A 20365-nucleotide genomic window follows, 5' to 3' on the forward strand; every position below is an offset into this window, starting at 1 on the left:
GGAAGTTCGTCTCACGGCGGACTTCAAGCAGGGTGGTACCGCGTGGCGTTGTTCGCTGCGTCCCTGTGACAAGGTAAGCATTGTGCGTGAAGGAGAGACGGAGATGAGCAAGGTCGGAAGTGTCTACCCAAAGGTAGATCTGACCGGGGGAAGTGCCGCGTTTCCAAAAATGGAGGAGCAGGTACTGAAGTACTGGAACGAGGATGATACGTTCCAGGCATCGCTGAAGCAGCGCGAAGACTGCGAAGAATATGTGTTTAACGACGGCCCTCCGTTCGCCAACGGTTTGCCACACTACGGCCACCTGCTGACGGGCTACGTCAAGGACATCGTGCCACGCTACCGCACGATGGCTGGTTACTACGTTCCGCGCGTGTTTGGTTGGGACTGCCACGGCCTTCCCGCGGAGCTCGAGGCTGAGAAGCAGCTCGGCATCAAGGATAAGGCTGAGATCGAAAACATGGGTCTGGCACAGTTCAACGAGTACTGTGCCAAGTCCGTGATGCACTACGCCGATGAGTGGAAAGAGTATGTGACTCGCCAGGCTCGTTGGGTGGACTTCGATAACGGCTACAAGACGATGGAACTGCCGTACATGGAGTCCGTCATGTGGGCGTTTAAGACCCTGTATGACAAGGGGCTGATTTACCAGGGCTTCCGCGTGCTGCCGTACTCGTGGGCGGAGCATACGCCGCTGTCGAACCAAGAGACGCGTCTGGATGATTCTTACCGCAATCGGCAGGATCCGACCGTAACTGTAACGATGCCGTTTACGGGTGGGCGTGAAGGATTTGCTGCTGCGGAGACCTGGAAGCAGCACCCTGAGCTGCACGACGCAGCTGCGATCGCCTGGACCACTACGCCATGGACGCTGCCGTCGAACTTGGCGCTTGCGGTCCATCCGGACATTGAGTATTCGCTGGTCCGTGTTGGTGCGGACGGTGAAGAGGTGGTCGTCGGCAAGAAGCTGCTGCTGGCGACGGAGCTCATCGGCGCGTACGCGAAGGAGCTCGGCGAGGAGCGCGAGGTTGTCGCCACCTTCAAGGGCTCCGAGCTCGAGGGCTTGGAGTACGAGCCGGTCTTCGACTACTTCCGTGACCAGGAAAAGGCGTTCATGGTGTTGAACGCGGACTACGTGACCACCGAGGACGGCACGGGCGTTGTTCACCAGGCGCCTGCGTTCGGTGAAGACGATATGTACACCTGCCAGGAGTACGGGATCGACCTAGTCATCCCGGTTGATGCTGATGGTAAGTTCACCTCGCTGGTGCCGGAGTACGCAGGCAAGCTGGTTTTTGACGCGAACCGTGACATCATCCGTGACCTTCGTGCGAAGCAGCGCGTGGTCCGTGACCAGACGATTGAACACTCCTACCCGCACTCGTGGCGTTCAGGCGAGCCGCTGATCTACATGGCGCTTCCGGCGTGGTTTGTGAAGGTCACTGAGTTCCGCGACCGCATGGTGGAGCTGAACCAGGAGATCGACTGGATCCCATCGCACATTCGCGACGGCCAGTTCGGTAAGTGGTTGGAAGGCGCGCGTGACTGGAACATTTCGCGTACCCGCTACTGGGGCTCACCGGTGCCGGCGTGGGTGTCGGATAATCCGGAGTACCCGCGTGTGGACGTCTATGGGTCGCTCGAAGAGCTGGAGAAGGACTTCGGCGTTCGCCCGAAGTCGCTGCACCGCCCAGACATTGATGAGCTGGTCCGCCCGAACCCGGACGATCCGACTGGCAAGTCGATGATGCGTCGCGTGCCGGACGTGTTGGACTGCTGGTTTGATTCTGGCTCGATGCCGTTTGCGCAGTACCACTACCCGTTTGAAAATGTTGAGGAGCACGATGCTCGCCAGCCTGCGGACTTCATCGTGGAGTACTCGGGCCAGTCGCGTGGTTGGTTCTATGTGCAGCACGTCTTAGCGACGGCACTCTTCGATCGCCCAGCGTACAAGAAGGTCGTTGCGCACGGCATCGTGCTGGGCAATGACGGTCTGAAGATGTCGAAGTCGAAGGGCAACTACCCGAACGTCAACGAGGTCTTCGACCGCGATGGTTCCGACGCGATGCGCTGGTTCCTCATGTCTTCGCCAATTCTGCGTGGCGGCAACCTGATCGTGACGGAGCAGGGCATCCGCGAGGGCGTGCGCCACGCGTTGCTGCCGATCTGGAACGCGTACACCTTCCTGCAGTTGTACTCCTCCGAGGAGGCGAAGTTCAGCGTCGATTCGCAGGATGTGCTGGACCGCTACATCTTGGCGAAGACGCATGACCTCGTGGCTGCGGTGAAGGAGGCGCTCGACGACACTCGCATCGCGGACGCCTGTGACGAGGTCCGTCGCTTCGCTGACTCGCTGACGAACTGGTACGTGCGCCGGTCACGCGACCGTTTCTGGGCGGGTCAGGAGGAGCATCCTGAGGCGTTTGACACGCTGTACACGGTCCTGGAGATCCTGACCCGTGTGACGGCGCCACTGCTGCCGTACATCAGTGAGGTCATCTGGCGTGGCCTGACCGGTGGTCGCTCGGTGCACTTGGCGGACTTCCCGTCCGCGGATGCAATCCCGGCAGACTCTGCACTGGTCAGCGCGATGGATGCAACGCGTGCGGTGTGCTCCGCTGCTTCGTCGGTGCGTAAGTCGAAGAAGCTGCGCAACCGCTTGCCACTGCCGAAGCTCACGGTGGCGCTGGCGGGCTCGGACCAGCTGCAGGACTTCGCGTCCGTGATCAAGGATGAGGTCAACGTGAAAGAAGTCGTGCTGACTGATGACGTCGACTCCGTTGGTTCCTTCGAGGTTGTGGTGAACGCGAAGGTTGCTGGTCCAACGCTGGGTCGTGACGTTCAGCGCGCTATCAAGAACGTCAAGGCTGGCAACTACGTCCGTGAAGGCGAAAACGTTGTTGTCGACGGCGACATCGTGCTCACCCCGGAGCTCTACACCGAGCGCCTGGTGGCTGAGGACCCGACGAGTACCGCTCGGGTTGACGCTACCGATGCCGTCGTTGGCCTGGTCGTGCTTGATACGGAGCTGACCGAGGAGCTCGAGGCCGAGGGCTGGGCAGCAGACGTGATTCGTGGTCTGCAGGATGCTCGTAAGCAGGAAGGATACGAAGTCTCTGACCGCATCTCGGTACAGCTGTGCGTACCTTCCGACAAGGTCGAGTGGGCGCAGCGCCACGCTGAGCACATCGCGCATGAGACGCTCGCGACGTCCTTCGAGATCGTCGAGACGCTCAACGGCGAGGCGCACACGATTCACGAAGGTGTGAGCGCAGCGATTGCTAAGCAGTAATTTGCGATGAAACGTTGGGTCCTGCACATCGACATGGATGCGTTCTACGCATCCTGTGAGCAGCTCACACGCCCAACGTTACGTGGACGCCCCGTCCTCGTTGCTGGTGTCAACGGGCGGGGCGTTGTCGCGGGCGCAAGCTATGAAGCCCGCAAGTATGGGGCGCGTTCCGCAATGCCGACCCACCAAGCTGCGAAGCTGGTGGGTCCGCGAGCGGTGCTCGTTGCCCCGCGGCGCCCGGTGTACAAGGTGGCGTCGCAACGCGTGTTTGAAATCATTGAGCGCAGGGTCAGCGTCGTGGAGCAGCTCTCTATCGACGAGGCGTTCATGGAGCCCGAGGAGCTCGCGGGAGCGAATCCGGAGACCGTGCTTGAGTGGGCCAACGAGCTACGTGGAGACATTAAGGATGAGACAGGCTTGCCAAGCTCGATTGGTGCGGGCAGTGGTAAGCAATACGCGAAGATCGGCTCGGGCCTGGCAAAACCCGACGGGGTGTACATTTTGCCTCACGAACAGCAGGAAGCGCTGCTGCACCCTCTGAACGTCAACGAGTTGTGGGGCGTTGGGCCTGTCACGGAGGCGAAGCTTGCGCAGGCCGGGATTGAAACGATCGGGGACTTCGCGGCGCTGAGCGAGAAGGAAGTCGATATCGCGCTCGGAGGGGTCGTCGCGAAGCAGTTGTGGCAGCTGGCGCGGGGGCACGATGATCGTCCGGTGGCGCCGAGGGCCGTGGCGAAGCAGATTTCTTCCGAGCACACTTTTCCCCAGGACCTGACCACTGCGGCCGAGGTTGACGCCGCGGTCGAGCGCGCCGCCGAGGAGTCGCACAGGCGCTTGCTGAAAGATGGGCGCGGTGCGAGGACTGTGACGGTGAAGCTAAGGATGGCGGACTTCCGCATTGAGTCGCGTTCTGCGACGCTGCCTTACGCCACTGACGATGCGGAGACACTGCGCGCGACGGCGTTTCGCATCGTGCGCTACCCGGACGAGGTCGGCCCGATCCGGCTCGTAGGCGTGTCCTACTCAGGACTCGAAGATGCGCTGCAGGACGTGCTGTTTCCGGAGCTAGACCAGGAAATCATCCGGCCTGTACCCGCTGACAGTGATTACGAATCCGGGGTCAGCGACCACGTGGCCAGCAGCGATGTTGCAGTCGAGCTATACGACGGGCCTACCAACGGCGTGTGGCGCGCCACCCAGGACATTTACCACGAGGACTTCGGCCACGGCTGGGTCCAAGGCGCGGGCAAAGGCTGGGTGAGCGTGCGTTTTGAAACGAGGGCCACGGGACCTGGGAAGATGCACACATTGCGTATCGACGACCCCAAGCTCCAGCCAGCGGACCCGGTGGATTCCCTTGCGTGGCAGGACTGGCTCGACTCAGAACGCTGACGCCGGATCCACGCCGTTGGCCAGCGCTGTCGCGAGCGCGATGCGCGCCTGACCAGCGCGTAGGAACCCCGCGGCGATCGCCCCTTGGGAGCCGAGGGTAGCGCCACCACCGGTGCCGCCGTAGGCGAAGGTGACCTCGCCGTAGGGTACGGAACTGGTGATTACGACGGGGATGCCCGAATCGAGTGCGCGGGCGATTGCCTCACCCATGCCGGGGCCAACATTGCCGGATCCGAGCGCCTCGATCACGATGCCATCCGGGTTCATACTGGTGACGGCATCCACGATCTCGCCGTCCGCGCCGGGCCATGCGCGCAGGATGGGAATGTGAATGGCTGCCAATGGCGTGCAGGCAAGTGCTGCGGGGCGGGGAAGTGGGCGTTCGCTGCTCAAGGTGAAGGCTTCGAGGGCGTGTGTGTCGCGCTTCAACAGCCCGCGGGCGGGCAGGGTGGCGCCGCCGAAGTGGAGGAGTACGCCGTTGTTGCGTCGAAGCGGATCTGCGGCGGCGGCAATTGCGCCCGCGAGGTTCCCGGGGCCGTCGGGGTGTTCGTGGTCGGCGGCGTGCTGGGCACCGGTAAGCACAATAGGGCGGGGGTCGTCGTGCACGATGTCGAGTGCGAATGCGGTCTCCGCCATGGAGTCGGTGCCGTGGCTAATTACGATGCCACTGATCTGCGGGTCTTGCAGTGCTTGTGCAGTGAGGGAGCGAAGCTTGTCGATGTCAGCGAAGGTGATCGCGGACGAGTCGAGACGCAGCGCGTCATACACGCGGACGGGCTCGGTGGTGCCACTGGAGTGGACGAGGTCTTCAGCGCTAAGGCTTGGAACGAGTGCGCCTTCAGAGTTTGTGGTGCATGCGATGGTGCCACCGGTGGCGATGAGCAGTACGAAAGATTCCATAACTCACAGCGTGCCAGAGTGGCGTATTGGTGCCAAGGTAAAAACGCCGGTAACGTTGGCAAGGTTAGAGCGGTGTCGGATCGCTAACTGTGACCGTGAGCCGCTGAAGACAATGCTTCAAGGAGAAATCGTGAAAGCAGCACCGATCGTAGCTGTCGCCGCCGCGCTGGGCCTCGGGCTCGGCGTGAGCGCATGCTCTGGCGACAACAGCCAGGATGATCCCGCGACCACGGCAACGCAGGCCACCAGCGAGTCTGTCGCGCCCGCCGCGCAGCAGCCAACCGCTGAGGAACTCAACGCAGTGCTCATGCGCGCAACTGATGCAAGCCTGCCGATTGAGGAGCGCGTGAACACAGTCCAGGGTGGAGAGAACGTCCCTGAACTGTTCGACGTGATGGCGCAGTCCCAGGAGGAGTCCGGCGCGAACTTCCAGGTCGTACCGCCTGTGCTCCCTGGCTACACCCCGGATACCGTTCTGGCAACGGTCAGCTTCACCCGTCCCGACTCCCAGCCGCAGCTCGCGGAGGACGTGGAATTCGTCTTCGAAGACGGCGTGTGGAAGCTTTCTCAGGTCTGGGCATGCACCCTGATCAACAACACCCTGCCGCCTGAGCAGGTGCCAGAGATGTGCAAGAGCTCCGCTCCGCAGCCGGCAGCCCCGGCTGAAGAGCAGCCAGGTGAGCAGCCTGCGGAAGGCTACCAGCAGGCACCGAACCTCTAAGCAGACACTACTGCTTATCCGCGCGCCAGAGCTCCTCAGTCCACAACGTGGCGAGAGTCAGAGTTCTGGCGCGTGCGTCTTTCTTGGCCTGGCGCTCGTGCCACTGGCGGCGCACCCAACGGTCATGGCTGGTGATGATGACGGTGCCCTCGAACGCGAGCAGGGCGTGCTCCAGCTCTTCGGCCAGTGCGAGCGAGAGGTGGTTTGTCGGCTCGTCGAGCAGCAGCAGGTCAGGCGGGCACGCCAGGATGATGCCCAGTGAGACGCGGCGACGCTGGCCGAGCGAGAGGTCGTCGAGCTTCTTCGCCGCCTGCTCCTCGGTCATCAGGCCCATTTCTACGAGGTCTGGCACACCCTCTGGGGTGAGCTCCGCGAACACTTCGGCCGCGGTTTTGTCGAGGTCAGTCCACGTGTCGTCCTGCTCGAGGCGCGCGACGGTCATCTCTTCCGGCATGATGATTTCGCCCTCGTAGTCGCGCAGCTGTCCGTCGATAATTTTCAGCAGCGTGGACTTGCCGGAGCCGTTTGGGCCTTCGACGAGGAGCTGCTGGCCGGGCTGCACTTTGATACTCAGTGGGGCGAGGCGGTCAGGAACGGAGAGGTTCTGGGTGACCAGCGCCGGGAGCCCAAGCGAGGTCGCGGTATGCGGCGGGAGGCCACGGAAGCGCAGCCGCGCCGGTGGCTCCGGAATCTCCGTTCGCTCAAGCGCTTCGAGGCGTTGCGACGCCGAGCGCCTGCGGTTGCCCACCGTTTTCGCCGCGCGGTCCGCCTGGTATTTTGCCGCCATTCGGATGTCAGAAGAGGCTTCTTGGGAGTGGAAGATGTCCTCGCCGGTTTGCTCAGCGGCCTTCTCAAGCCTGGCGCGCTCGTGCTCTTGCGCTGCGTAGTCGCTTTCCCAGCGGCGGCGTCGGTCCTCGCGGGCCTTGAGGTAGTCGCTGAACGCGCCACGGTAGCGGGTGCCCTGGCGGGTCTCCTCGCCGAAGCCGCCCTCGGCGCCCAAGCCAGGGTCGAGGTCGACGATGCCGTCGCAGGCGGTGTCGAGGAAGTAGCGGTCGTGCGACGCGGCGAGCACTGGACCCTTGAATGCCTCGAGCTCGCCGATGAGGAAGTCGACTGCTTCGTCGTCGAGGTGGTTGGTCGGCTCGTCGAGCACCATCGCGTCCACCGGGTGTAGCAGCAGCGTGGCCAGTGCAAACCGTCGGCGTTGCCCGCCAGACATCTCGCCCAGTGGGGTGGCCAGGTCGACGTTCGCAAGGCCGAGGCCAGCCAACACGGTAGCGATGCGGGCATCTAACTCCCACACGCCTGAGTTTTCTGCGCGGGACAACGCCCGGTCGTACGCGTCGGCCGCCTCCTGGTCGTCTGGGTTGTCGACCATGCGCTGCGCAAAGGTTGAGATGTCTTCCTCGACAGCGCGAAGCTCTTTGACGGCTTCGTCGATAAGTGATTGGGCAGGCTCGCTGAACGGCAGCGAGGTTTCCTGCGGGATGAAGCCCGTGATCGGGGGAGTGATAAGCACCCCTGCATCGGGTTTCAGCTCTCCGGAGATGATGCCGAGCAGCGTCGATTTGCCGGCGCCGTTCTCTCCGATGAGCCCGGTGACAGACCCGGATGGCACCGCGAAAGAAATGTCAGTGAGGACGCGGTGTCCGCCTGGGTACGAAAACGAAATGCCGTCAAGGCCAATATGCAGTGGGGCAGTCATGGGATGCTCCTCGTCATCAAATGTGGGCCGTCTCTTATACGTTATAGTCCACAACGCTCGTGGTGTCTTGGGCCACACGGGTATCGGCTTCGTCACTGCCATATACAAGCCGCGTAGCGGTAAGCACAGAACCGCCCACCGGAAGTGGCGAATGCAGGTCCACCGTCAGCGAGCCCTCCGAGTGCGAAGTGTTGCTCACCACGTGCAGCGTCGTGCCGTCTAGGGCGCCAGCGACCTCGTTATCAATCGTGATGGATCGCTTCAGCGGGCGTTCCTGGACATCTACTTTCAGCTCGAGTGTTGCGTCCTGTGCGGATTCCAGCGTGTACGTGGTGGTCCGTAGCATGTCCGAGGCACCAAGTCCTCGCTGCTCAACTTTCCACGAGCCGCCTACGCCGACTGGCTCATCCGGGAAGACAACTTGCCACGACATCAACTCGAGCAAGTTCTGCTCGGCGATGGCCCGGCCTTCCTCATCGGAATCCGCCGTAGGCATCAGTTGTACCGCCGATACTGTGCCGCTAGGGTCGCTGTGCCAGCGCATCTGGAAGCCCTCGTTTGACGTCAAGCTGTTCTGCATCGCTAAATCCGAGTGCTCTAACCCTTCTGCGACAAGGTCTACCTGGCGCACAGCACCCTCGTTGTTGCTCTCTGTAGTGTGCGTCGAAACGGTCAGCGTGACTGTGTCGCGCTCGTGCTCGCGCGCGATGACCGGCTCCGAGCCCTCCTCGCCGGGGTACTGCGCAATCGCGTGCGACAGCGCGACCCGCTGCGGCGCCGTAGTTTCGCTGTCTGCTGATGCGCCGTCCTCGTACTTCCACACCTGCGGGTTTTGTCCTTGTGAAAGTACCTGCACGACTGGTGACTCAACGGCGAACTCGGGAATGTCAGCGAATGGATCCGGCTCCTCGGCGCTGCATGCAGTGAGCACAAAAACCGCGGCGGTGATGGTCAGAGGGCCGAACAATGAACTTTTGGGATGAGCGGAGTACAACACAACTTCACAAGCTACAGCATTTGCATACTACAGTTATCTGCGATGGGTAATTCAAAGGAATCACGTGTGCGCGGCGGAGCGTCAGCGAAGCGTCGCTCGCTCGCTGTCGTCGTCGGCGTTATGCTCGCTGTTGCTGCTGTGGATCAAGTAGTCAAGCAGATTATGGTGACATCCTTGACACCCGGTGAGCCCGTGCCAGTGATCGGTGATTGGGCTCGACTGTATTTATTGTTTAACCCTGGCGCGGCCTTTTCGATGGGGCAGAACTCGACGTGGCTGTTCACGACGATCCAGCTTGCGTTCGTTATCGGTGCGTTGATCTATGCCCCACGCCTTGCTGGCAGGTGGGAGACACTTGGGGTGGCGTTGATCGCGGGAGGGGCGCTTGGCAACCTCATCGATAGGCTCGCGCGCGATCCGGGCTTTTGGTTCGGCCATGTCGTTGACTACATCTCCATCGGTTCGTTTGCAGTGTTCAACCTTGCCGACGCCGCCATCACCATCGGGGTGGCCGTCGTCGTCATCTCGATGTTCGCAAAGGAGGCGCGGTCGTGAGTACGGGGTTTCGCGCGCTTCCGGTGCCTGAGGGGCTGTCGGGGATGCGCGTTGACGCGGCAATTGCAAAGCTCTTTGGGGTCTCGCGCAGTGTTGCGGCAGAGATGATCGCCGACGGCAGCGTACTTATCGACGCCTCCCCAGTACAGAAATCCGATCGTGTTACTGCGGGCGCCCTGCTGGAGGCCACGCTGCCACCGCCGAAGCGCGCGCCGGAGCCTGTGGCCGAGCACGTCGACGGACTCGACGTGATCTACCACGACGCGGACGTCATCGCCGTGGACAAGCCGGTAGGCGTTGCCGCCCACCCAACACTGGGTTGGGAGGGGCCAACTGTGGTCGGTGGACTGCAAGCGATGGGATTCACGCTGCCAGATGCCGGCCCGCCGGAGCGTAAGGGGATTGTGCAGCGATTGGACGTCGGCACGTCCGGAGTGATGGTTGTCGCAAATAGTGTGCGTGGCTATTCGGTGCTGAAGCGTGCGTTCAAGGAGCGAACAGTGCACAAGACGTACCACGCGGTGGTGCAGGGGCTGCCTGACCCGATTGTTGGCACGATTGACGCGCCGATCGGGCGCCATCCGTCGGCGGGGTGGAAGTTTGCTGTCACGGCGGATGGGCGCCAGAGTATTACGCACTACGAGGTGCTCGAGGCGTTTCGCCAGGCAAGCCTGCTTGAGGTTCATCTGGAAACAGGGCGCACGCACCAGATTCGTGTCCACATGTCTTCGGTAGGGCACCCGTGCGTCGGCGACCCAATGTACGGGTGTGACCCGAACCTTGCCGCCAAACTTGCGCTCAACCGCCAGTGGCTGCACGCCACCAGCTTGACGTTCGACCACCCAAGTACCGGAAAGCCAATGACGGTGAAATCTCCCTACCCCGACGACCTGCAGCACGCCTTGGACATGTTGCGATCGGCGAACCGTGGCTAACCAGGCAAAGGTGTGGCGGGGCGCAATTGCGGCGTTGCTCGCCGGTGCTGTGCTTTACGGATGCTGCTACCTTGTTGGCGTCAATAATCCACCGGAGCAACCTGTGCTGCAAGGGGATGCCCTTGGGGTGGAACAAGGTGAGACGGCGCAGGCGTACGCGGCGCGCGCGGAGCAGAGCCTCGAGGAGGCAGCGCGGGCAGGTGTACAGGCTCATTTCGCGCTTGTATCGTTTAGCCATCCTTTAGACCCAGAAGAAGCAGACGCAGTGCTACGCCCGATTGGGCGTGTGAATGCCGTGATCACCAAGTTAGGTGCGAATCCAGTCGGAGAGCCTGCGCCCGGAGCGTCGCGCGCCGAAATATTCCGAGGAGTCTCAGCACACATTGAAGGCGCAGTCGTCTACGACACTGTTGCCCATTTGGCTGATGTGAATGATGTGAACGATGTGTTTTCTGTGGAAGTTTTACCAGCTGACGCGGTATGGGGCGCGTTCGCAATCCGGCCCGTAAGTTTCGTAGACGCACAGTGAAGGCGTGTATAGTTTTCCGGGATTGCACCTATACGCGCGCCCAAATGATGCGCGGAAAACAACACGAGGAGAGACATTGGTTTCCGATCCTGGAGTCAACGCCCGAAGCCCGCAACGTCAACGTTTTTCGAAAACGCGAATTGTGGGTGTCACGCTGGCTACAACTGCAGCGTTATTTGCAGCCTCGTGTGGCGCTATTGGCGGTGGTGAAGACGGTGGGCACGATGGTTTGCTCGCCGGAGATTACACGATTGCTGCAGAGGAAAACCTCACCAACAGCATCGTGGTCAACGGCAACATCGCGCCGATTCGCTCTGTCAGCATCACGACCCCGCTGCAGTCCGAGGTGGAGCGACTCGCAGTCCAGCCCGGTGACCGCGTCGCGAAAGACCAGTTCTTGGTGCAGATGAACACCGACGCGCTGCAGCGCCAACTGGCGAAGCAGGAAAAGCAGCAAGCGAGCGCCCAGGCAGAAGCAATGCAGGGCGTTGAGCAGGCCAAGAGTCAGCTCAACGCGTACGACCAGGCGATGGCAAACGGATCCAACCCGGCCGTGGCGCAGGCGCAAGCGCAGGTGGATCAAGCGCAGGCAGCGCTTGATGCTGCGCTTGCCGCGCAGGGTGGCCCGCGGATGATCGCTTCGCCGAAGATCGCAGCCCACGTTCAAAAGATGGCCGGCGATTTGTCCTCCCGTCTGCCAGGCGGTTCCGGCCACGGAATCCGCACGGCACCCCCTGCAGCCCCGGCCGCGCCGGGTGCAGTCCCGGGTGGTGGCCAGGGTGCTGCCCCAATGCTGAGCGTGGAGCAGGCTCGAGCTGCCCTCCAGGAATCACAAGCCGCGCTGGAGGCCGCCAAGGCTCAAGCCGGGCAGGAGCGCCAGCAGTTGCAAGCACAGGTTGACTCCGCGTGGCGTGCAGCAGAGAATGCTTCAGCCACTGACGACGACGGTACGCTGCAGCTCCAAGTGCAGGAAGCGACGATTAATGCTCCGATGGCTGGCGTAGTCACCAATGTTGACGTGCAGGTAGGCGATATCCCGCAGGGCCGCGTGCTTGGCATCGCAGACGACTCCCGGCTGTTGATCCGCGCGAGTGTGCGCGAGGCCGACGTCCCGGCGATCAAGCAAGACAACCGCGTTGAGTTCACGTCGACAGCGACTGGCAAGAAGAAGTTCACCGGACGTGTCACGCGAGTTTCCCCGGTCGGTTCCACAGGCGCGAGTGCTGGTAGTGGGGCAGAGGCTGCAGCAGCGATGTCCGCAGGTGGCAGCGGTGGCGGGTCCTCAGTGACGTTCCCGGTTGAAATCGAAGTCACCGGGGATAAGGAAGGCCTGCTGCTCGGTGGCAGTGTGCGTGCTGAAATTATCACTGAAGAGGCGAAGAACTCCATCAACATTCCTCGCGACGCCGTCTATGACGAGAACAAGATTTTGGTGCTCGCAACGGAGAACCCCGGCGACACCAGCGGCGTCGTAGAAGAGCGCACTGTCAAGACCGGTGCGAAGAATGACGTTGACGTCGCTGTCACGGGGGGCGAGCTCAAGCCCGGCGACATCGTGATCAACTGGCCTGAGAACTTCAAGGACAAGGTTGGCTCCACGGTGAAGGTCAACGATGAAAACTTTGATCCTGAGCAGGTAAAGGACGCAAAGGACAAGAAGCCGACAGGCAGTGCCGCTCCAACCACTCCGGCGACGTCTTCTGCAGCGCCGAAGTCTTCCGCGCCAGCGGAAAAGGAGGGGTAGGCGATGGCACGGAATCCCTTCCGAAAGCACTCCCGACAACGCGTACAGGACGATGCCACCGACGCAGAGTTCGACGAGTTGTTTGAGGCCGCCGAGCCTTCGACGGAGGAGCTCGAAGTACCAACGCCGGCGGAGCCAGTTGCGCAACCACAACCAGCACTGCACACACCTGCAGGGCAAGAGGCGATGTCGAAGAGCGGTCTGCTCATTGACATGCGCAGGATCGTCAAGACGTACAACGTCGGAGAGCCCAGCGAGCTGACCGTGCTGCATGGCATCGACTTCCATGCAGAACAGGGCGAATTTGTCTCTATCGTCGGCCCGTCGGGTTGCGGCAAGTCGACGCTGATGAACCTGGTTGGCATGCTCGACCGGCCGACAGACGGCGCGTACGCGTTCAACGGCGAGCCGGTGTACGCCAAGTCGGACAATGAGCTGGCCGCGTACCGTAGCCAGAACATCGGCTTCATTTTTCAGAACTTCAATCTGATTGGTCGAATCGACGCATTGCAAAATGTGGCGATGCCAATGATGTATGCGGGCGTCGATAAGAAAGAGCGCGAGGAGCGCGCCGCTGAACTTCTGAACATGATGGGCATGGGCGACCGCTTGCACCATAACCCGAACGAACTGTCGGGTGGGCAGAAGCAGCGCGTGGCAATTGCTCGCAGCCTTGCCAACGACCCTGACCTGTTACTCGCCGACGAGCCCACAGGCGCGCTTGACTCCAAGACGGGCCGCATGGTGATGGATCTCTTCCATGAGCTGCACGACGACCTTGGTAAAGCCATCGTCTTCATCACGCACAACCCTGAGTTGGCAGAAGAAACTGGCCGCATTGTAGAGATGATGGACGGGCGCATCGCGCAGGTTCGCGCCCCACTGGGGGCGAGGCCATGAACGTAGGAGAGTCAATCAAGCTTGCCTCCTCGTCGCTTCGCAAGAATAAGCTTCGCTCGTTGCTGACGCTGCTGGGCATCATTATCGGCATTATGGCAGTGGTCATTATTATGACGCTGGGTCGTGGTCTGGAGCGCCAGGTGATGTCGGGGCTTGAAGGCGTCGGCACTACGACGCACCCGGTGATGGTGCATGAGCGTCCCGATGACGCGGATGCATCCGAGGATCCCTTCGCGGCGTTTTCTTACGCGCCACCATCCGATGAGCGCAACGCAGTCACTCCCGAGCAGCTCGATGAGCTGCGTCAGGCATTTGGGGACCGTATCCAGGGCGTGGACATCGATGTTTCCACGAGTGGGGAAGTGGTCTCCGATGACACAACTGTGTCCACGAACGTCAAGCCGGTCCTTGCAGACTCGATGAAGGTGCGAAACATCGAAGTGCAGTTCGGCCGCGAGATTTCCCAGGATGACATCGATGGGCACCGGCCGCTCGCAGTCGTGAGCCCCTCGCTTATCGACGCCCTCTTCGACGGCAACGCCCAAGCCAGTTTGGGCAAGCGCATCGATGTGGTTGTAGACGACCAGCCGGCAGTGTTCACTATCGTGGGCGTGCTCGATGGCGAGGAAGATTCCCGAGGCGGCGGAATGTTTGGTGCCGCAGAACAGTTTGCGGACATCTATATCCCGCTCACCGCTGCAGATCGCGTTGGGCTTGACAGCGACTGGTTCACGTCATTTTCGGTGCAATCGGCGCCGGATGAAGACGCGAAGACCTTCCAGGCCGACCTGCAACACTACATGGACCGTTGGTACGCCAATAACGAGGATTACACCATTGAGGTGGTGGATCTTTCCTCGAGCTTGGAAGAGCTGACGAGCGTATTCCGCATCATGTCGACGGTGCTTTCCGCGATCGGCGGTATCTCTTTGCTGGTCGGTGGTATCGGTGTGATGAACATCATGCTGATCACCGTCACTGAGCGCACGCGGGAGATCGGTGTGCGCAAGGCGTTGGGCGCCAAGCAAAGCGATATCCGTACACAGTTCATCGTCGAGGCGATGCTGGTGTGCCTGATTGGCGGCATCATCGGTGTAATTCTGGGCGGGGCGATTGGCATGATCGCGACGGCCGCATTCGATGCCTTTACTTGGCCGCCGCTCGGCGCAATTGTGCTGGCGCTCGGGTTTTCGCTGGCAACCGGTATTTTCTTCGGTGCCTATCCGGCCGCGAAGGCTGCAAAGATGCAGCCTATTGATGCTTTGCGTTACGAATAAGTTCGCTGGTTGCTGGCTCTTTTGGCCGTGTCCGAAGTCTGGATAAGATGAAGCGCATGGCCAAAAAATCTTCCTTCGTCCACCTGCATAACCACACCGAGTTTTCGATGCTCGACGGCATGGCGAAAGTTGACATGCTTGCGGAGGAGGTCGTGCGCCAGGGCATGCCCGCAGTGGGCATGACTGACCACGGTAATATGTTCGGCTCGAACGCGTTTTACCGCCAGATGGTGGACGCGGGGGTGAAGCCGATCATTGGCATCGAGGCCTACTTGGCGCCGGAGTCGCGCCTGAATAAGAAGCGCGTGCTGTGGGGCACCCCTGACCAGAAGCGCGACGATGTATCCGCCTCCGGTGCGTATCTGCACCAGACGATGCTGGCAGAAAACGCGACCGGCCTGCGCAATCTGTTCAAGCTCTCGTCGCTGGCTTCGTACGAGGGGCAGCTTGGTAAGTGGCCGCGCATGGATGCGGAGCTCGTCGCCGAACATGCCGACGGCATCATCGGCACCACGGGGTGCCCGTCGGGTGATGTGCAAACCCGTTTGCGGCTTGGCCAGTACCGTGAGGCTCTTGAGGCCGCGGCGATGTGGCAGGACATCTACGGGCGTGATAACTACTTCCTCGAGCTCATGGACCACGGTCTGGATATTGAGCAGCGCGTACGTAATGACTTGCTGCGCATCGGCAAGGAGCTCGACCTTCCACCACTGGTGACGAACGACTGTCACTACGTCCTGGAGTCCCAGGCGCCGGCGCACGAGGCCATGTTGTGTGTGCAGACCGGCAAGACGCTGATGGACCCGGACCGCTTTAAGTTCGACGGCACCGGCTACTACATCAAGTCAGCTGAGCAGATGCGCGACCTGTGGGACTCTACGGTGCCTGACGCCTGCGATAACACCCTGTGGATTGCGGAGCGTGTCGGTGACTACAGCGAGCTGTGGGAGGAACATCCGCACGACCGGATGCCGGTGGCTGACGTGCCGGAAGGGGAGACCCCAACAACGTGGCTGCGCAAGGAAGTGATGCGTGGTTTGCAGGCGCGCTTCGAGAGCCGGGAGGTGCCGGAGGAGTACATCGAGCGCGCGAACTACGAGATCGACGTCATCGATATGAAGGGCTACCCGTCCTACTTCCTCATCGTTGCCGAGCTGATCAAGCATGCTCGCGAGGTCGGCATTCGCGTCGGGCCGGGCCGTGGCTCCGCGGCGGGTGCGCTTGTGGCGTACGCGCTGACCATCACGAACATTGACCCGATGGAGCATGGCCTGCTCTTTGAGAGGTTCTTGAACCCGGAGAGGCCGTCGGCACCTGATATTGATATCGACTTCGACGACCGCCGCCGCGGGGAAATGATCACGTACGCTGCAGAGCGCTGGGGCGAGGACAAGATCGCGCAGGTGATTACCTTCGGCACGATTAAGACGAAGCAGGCTATTAAGGACTCGGCCAAGGTGAACTTCGGCCAGCCCGGCTTCCAGATGGCGGACCGTATTAACGCGGCGCTGCCTCCTGCGATCATGGCGAAGGACATTCCGCTGGCAGGTATTACGGATCCGGAACACCCGCGTTATAACGAGGCAACCGAGGTGCGCTCCATGATTGAGACTGACCCGGATGTAGCCCGCATCTACGAGACTGCGCGTGGCCTTGAAGGTACTGTGCGCCAGGCGGGCGTGCACGCTTGTGCCGTGATTATGGCGTCGGTGCCTTTGATGGACCACATCCCGATGTGGAAGCGGCCTGCCGACGGTGCGATCATTACTGGCTGGGATTACCCAGCGTGTGAGGCCATCGGCTTGCTGAAGATGGACTTCCTTGGCCTGCGAAACCTCACCGTGCTTGGCGACGCACTGGAAAACGTGAAGAAGAACCGCGGCGAGACCGTCGACCTTGAGTCGTTGAGTACTGATGACCCGAAGGTATACGAGTTGCTCTCTCGCGGCGATACGCTTGGCGTGTTCCAGCTGGACTCGGGTGGCATGCAAGAGCTGCTCAAGCGCATGGGCCCGACTGGTTTTAAGGACATCGTCGCCTCGCTTGCACTGTATCGCCCAGGCCCGATGGGCATGAACGCCCACTGGGACTACGCGGACCGCAAGAATGGCCGCAAGCCGATTACGGCCATCCACCCGGAACTTGAGGAGCCACTGAAGGACATCCTGGACGAAACCTACGGTTTGATCGTGTACCAGGAGCAGATCATGGAGATCTCCCGAAAGGTTGCGAACTACACCGCTGGTGAGGCAGACGGCTTCCGTAAGGCCATGGGTAAGAAGAAGCCAGAGGTGCTGGCGCAGCAGTACGAGAAGTTCTGGTCGGGTATGCAGGACAATGGCTATTCCAAGAGCGCGATGGACGCACTGTGGCAGATTATTGAGCCGTTCGCCTCGTACGCGTTTAACAAGTCTCACGCTGCAGGTTACGCGCTAGTGTCCTACTGGACGGCGTACATGAAGGCGAACTACACCGCTGAGTACATGGCAGCGTTGTTGACCTCGGTGGGCGATAAGAAGGACAAGTCGGCGATCTACCTTTCCGACTGCCGCCACCTTGGCATTTCCGTGCTCCAGCCAGATATTAATGCTTCCGAAGAGAACTTTATGGCTGTTGGCGAGGACGTTCGATACGGCCTCGCGGCGGTGCGTAACGTCGGCGTCGAAGTTGTTGAATCGATTAAGGAGACACGCCGGACGAAGGGCGAGTTCACGAGCTTCTCTGACTACCTCGACAAGATTGACCTACTGCCATGTAATAAGCGAATTACTGAATCTCTAATTAAGGCCGGTGCGTTCGACTCGCTTGGGCACCCGCGCAAGGGATTGATGCTCATCCAGGAGGATGCCGTCGATTCTGTGCTTACCACGAAGAAGGCTGCTGACAAGGGGCAGTTCGACCTGTTCGCCTCCTTCGGAGGTGACGACGCTGTTGCTGCTGACAACGCGTTTGCGCTGCAGATCCCGGATGAGGAGTGGGACAAGAAACACAAACTTGCTCTCGAGCGTGAGATGCTGGGCTTGTATGTCTCGGGCCACCCGCTTGACGGCTTCGAGGAAGCAATTGACGCACAGACCGATACTCAGTTAACGACGATCCTCTCCGGCGAATTGCGAAATGGCGCCGAGGTAACGATTGGCGGTCTGATCTCTTCAGTCGACCGACGTTTCTCGAAGAAGGACGGTTCCCCTTGGGCGATCGTCACGATTGAGGATCACCACGGCGCCTCCGTTGACGTGTTGCTGTTTAACAAGGTGTATTCGCTGGTTGCGCCACAAATTGTGGAAGACAATATCATCCTTGTGAAGGCGCACGTCTCGATCCGTGACGAACGCATGAGCCTGTTCGGCGACGACGTCAAAACGCCGGAGCTGGGCCCAGGCAACGGTGCTGGGCTGCCACTGCGTCTCACGCTGCGCACCGAGCAGTGCACTGTGGATAATATCCAGCGTTTGAAGGGCGTGCTGCAGAACAACCCGGGCGACTCGGATGTGTACCTGAACCTTGTACATGGCGACGAGACGCAAATGATGGTGTTAGGCGACCATCTGCGGGTGGAGCGTTCAGCGAGCTTGATGGGCGATCTGAAGGCGACGATGGGGGTTGGGATCCTCGGCTAGTGGAGGGGAGTGAATATATTCCCCAGTGTGAAAATCGGCTTGGCTACACTCTGTCGTTGGAATCAATACCAGCTAAGAGGCGAATGAGTGGAGCATAATATATGTCCGAGCACAAGATTTTGACAACACACGTTGGGTCCCTGCCGCGCACCCCTGAGCTGCTCGAAGCGAACCAACTTCGTTCGGAGCAGCAAATCAACGACGAGGACTTCAAGGAGATCCTTGAGCGCGCGATCGACGAGGTCGTGCAGCGCCAGGTTGACCTGGGCATCGACATCATCAACGAGGGCGAGTACGGTCACATCACCTCTGGCGCAGTCGACTACGGTGCTTGGTGGAACTACTCTTTCTCTCGCCTTGGTGGACTGACCATGACCGACGAGGACCGCTGGGCCTCGCAGGAGATCAAGCGTTCCACACCTGGAAACATTGAGTTGACCAGCTTCTCAGATCGTCGCGACCGCGCACTCTTTTCCGAGGCGTACTCCGACCCACACTCCGGCATTTTCACTGGCCGTGCGAAGGTTGGTAACCCGAAGTTCACGGGTCCGATTACTTACATTGGCCAGCAGGAAGTTGAGACGGACGTCGCGCTGCTGAAGCGCTCCATGGATCGCGCCGGTGCCACGCAGGGGTTTGTCGCAGCGCTTTCGCCAGGCTCCGCCGCCCGTCTGAAGAATGAGTATTACAACACCGACGAAGAAGTCGTACAGGCGTGTGCTGCTGCGATGGCACACGAGTACAAGGCAATTACCGACGCCGGTTTGACCGTGCAGCTCGACGCACCTGACCTTGCAGAATCCTGGGATCAGATTAATCCCGAGCCGACCTTGGAAGACTACCGTGCGTGGCTGCGTATTCGTATCGACGCCATCAATGAGTCCATCCGCGACTTGCCGAAGGAACTGACTCGCCTGCACATTTGCTGGGGTTCGTGGCACGGCCCGCACGTTACCGACGTACCGTTCGGTGACATTATCGAGGAGATCCTGCGGGCAGAGGTTGGCGGCTTTTCCTTCGAGGGGGCATCGCCGCGTCACGCGCATGAGTGGCGCGTTTGGCAGGACCACGCGTTGCCAGAGGGCAGCGTTATTTACCCGGGTGTCATTTCGCACAGCACGAACGCTGTCGAGCACCCACAGTTGGTTGCGGATAGGATCGTTCAGTTCGCCGAGGTCGTCGGCCCAGAAAACGTTATCGCTTCGGCAGACTGTGGCTTGGGTGGGCGCCTGAACCACCAGATCGCCTGGGCGAAGCTGGAATCACTGGTGAAGGGCGCAGAGATCGCGACGCGCCATCTGTTTGGCTAATCGGAAGTAGCAGAAGCGCTAAGGCCGGTGCCCACCTCGGAAAGAGATGGGCACCGGCCTTAGCGCTACTTGCTACGCAGCTACTTAAGCATGGACTTCAGTTTGTCCTGCGCTCCAGGGATAGCCTTGATCGCCGCGGTGATCATCTGAATCAGCCCGACGAAGAGTGCGATGCCAGCCGAGATATAGCTGAAAATCTCGCGAGTTTCATCGGTCATGATGCCTTTGTTGATCGCTTCGGAGCTTGGGCCTTCAGCTTTTCGTGGCTCCGTGGTCTTTGGTACTGGCGAAGCGGTAACCGTCACGGTCACAGCAGGTGCTGTTTCTGTGGCAGTAACACGTGATTGCGTGGTCGGCGTGTCTTGCTTCTCTTGTGCCATCAGTGGGCTTGCCGTGAGGCAAGCACCACCGAGGGCGGTAGTAATGGCAAGAGCGACCAGTGAGCGTGTATTCACGTTCAACTCCCTGTTTGTCTGAAGTAGTGGTGA

The 20365-nt window shown here is 60.7% G+C and carries 15 protein-coding genes; 11 read left to right on the plus strand and 4 right to left on the minus strand.

All coding sequences use genetic code 11. The features are described from left to right. Positions 1-103: 103 nt before the first annotated feature. Together ileS and JMN37_RS00245 are read left to right on the plus strand one after the other, a co-directional pair. Positions 104-3292 (plus strand): isoleucine--tRNA ligase, encoded by a 3189-nt coding sequence (gene ileS, locus JMN37_RS00240; protein ID WP_252930893.1) that lies wholly within the window; start codon positions 104-106, stop codon positions 3290-3292. 6 nt (positions 3293-3298) lie between these two features. Beyond that, a complete protein-coding gene (locus tag JMN37_RS00245) occupies positions 3299-4684 on the plus strand; it encodes a DNA polymerase IV (protein ID WP_252930754.1) in 1386 nt (461 codons plus the stop codon). Here JMN37_RS00245 and JMN37_RS00250 read toward each other — a convergent pair. Continuing rightward, on the minus strand, positions 4673-5584 hold the full coding sequence (locus JMN37_RS00250; protein WP_252930755.1) for an asparaginase: 912 nt from the start codon (positions 5582-5584) through the stop codon (positions 4673-4675). The two genes, JMN37_RS00245 and JMN37_RS00250, sit on opposite strands and share 12 nt — an antisense overlap. Before the next feature lie 130 nt (positions 5585-5714). On the opposite strand from JMN37_RS00250, the gene JMN37_RS00255 reads away from it, so the two are divergent. Beyond that, a complete protein-coding gene (locus JMN37_RS00255) occupies positions 5715-6305 on the plus strand; it encodes a WKL family lipoprotein (RefSeq protein WP_070363472.1) in 591 nt (196 codons plus the stop codon). Between the two features lie 7 nt (positions 6306-6312). Here the strand turns inward: JMN37_RS00255 and JMN37_RS00260 are convergent, their stop codons facing one another. Both JMN37_RS00260 and JMN37_RS00265 read right to left on the minus strand, forming a co-directional pair. After that, positions 6313-8010 (minus strand): ABC-F family ATP-binding cassette domain-containing protein, encoded by a 1698-nt coding sequence (locus tag JMN37_RS00260; RefSeq protein WP_252930756.1) that lies wholly within the window; start codon positions 8008-8010, stop codon positions 6313-6315. A gap of 34 nt (positions 8011-8044) precedes the next feature. Then, a complete protein-coding gene (locus tag JMN37_RS00265; RefSeq protein ID WP_252930757.1) occupies positions 8045-8977 on the minus strand; it encodes a DUF6263 family protein in 933 nt (310 codons plus the stop codon). Between the two features lie 72 nt (positions 8978-9049). Here JMN37_RS00265 and lspA point away from each other — a divergent pair, with 72 nt between their 5' ends. The 8 genes from lspA to JMN37_RS00305 all read left to right on the plus strand — a co-directional run bounded on the left by lspA (position 9050) and on the right by JMN37_RS00305 (position 19877). After that, a complete protein-coding gene (gene lspA / locus JMN37_RS00270) occupies positions 9050-9562 on the plus strand; it encodes a signal peptidase II (RefSeq protein ID WP_252930758.1) in 513 nt (170 codons plus the stop codon). Positions 9563-9606: 44 nt separating this feature from the next. Continuing rightward, complete coding sequence (locus JMN37_RS00275; RefSeq protein ID WP_252930894.1) at positions 9607-10497, plus strand: RluA family pseudouridine synthase; 891 nt, start codon at positions 9607-9609, stop codon at positions 10495-10497. Then, positions 10490-11026, plus strand: a complete 537-nt coding sequence (locus JMN37_RS00280; protein ID WP_252930759.1) for a hypothetical protein — start codon at positions 10490-10492, stop codon at positions 11024-11026. The genes JMN37_RS00275 and JMN37_RS00280 overlap by 8 nt, the downstream gene beginning before the upstream one ends. Before the next feature lie 229 nt (positions 11027-11255). Then, a complete protein-coding gene (locus tag JMN37_RS00285; protein WP_252930760.1) occupies positions 11256-12770 on the plus strand; it encodes an efflux RND transporter periplasmic adaptor subunit in 1515 nt (504 codons plus the stop codon). A 186-nt stretch (positions 12771-12956) separates the two neighbouring features. Continuing rightward, positions 12957-13670, plus strand: a complete 714-nt coding sequence (locus tag JMN37_RS00290) for an ABC transporter ATP-binding protein (RefSeq protein ID WP_070478973.1) — start codon at positions 12957-12959, stop codon at positions 13668-13670. After that, positions 13667-14947 carry an ABC transporter permease gene (locus tag JMN37_RS00295; RefSeq protein ID WP_070362232.1) on the plus strand — a complete coding sequence of 427 codons (1281 nt, stop codon included), beginning with the start codon at positions 13667-13669 and terminating at the stop codon, positions 14945-14947. Before JMN37_RS00290 ends, JMN37_RS00295 begins: the two co-directional genes overlap by 4 nt. Before the next feature lie 56 nt (positions 14948-15003). After that, positions 15004-18567, plus strand: coding sequence for a DNA polymerase III subunit alpha (gene dnaE / locus JMN37_RS00300; protein WP_252930761.1), 3564 nt, complete (start codon positions 15004-15006; stop codon positions 18565-18567). A 101-nt stretch (positions 18568-18668) separates the two neighbouring features. Next, complete coding sequence (locus JMN37_RS00305; RefSeq protein WP_252930762.1) at positions 18669-19877, plus strand: cobalamin-independent methionine synthase II family protein; 1209 nt, start codon at positions 18669-18671, stop codon at positions 19875-19877. An 80-nt stretch (positions 19878-19957) separates the two neighbouring features. On the opposite strand, the gene JMN37_RS00310 is transcribed toward JMN37_RS00305, so the two are convergent. Then, positions 19958-20332, minus strand: a complete 375-nt coding sequence (locus JMN37_RS00310) for a hypothetical protein (protein WP_070362235.1) — start codon at positions 20330-20332, stop codon at positions 19958-19960. Positions 20333-20365 lie beyond the last annotated feature (33 nt).

The organism is Corynebacterium lipophilum, assembly GCF_024102595.1.
Taxonomy (GTDB): domain Bacteria; phylum Actinomycetota; class Actinomycetes; order Mycobacteriales; family Mycobacteriaceae; genus Corynebacterium; species Corynebacterium pseudogenitalium.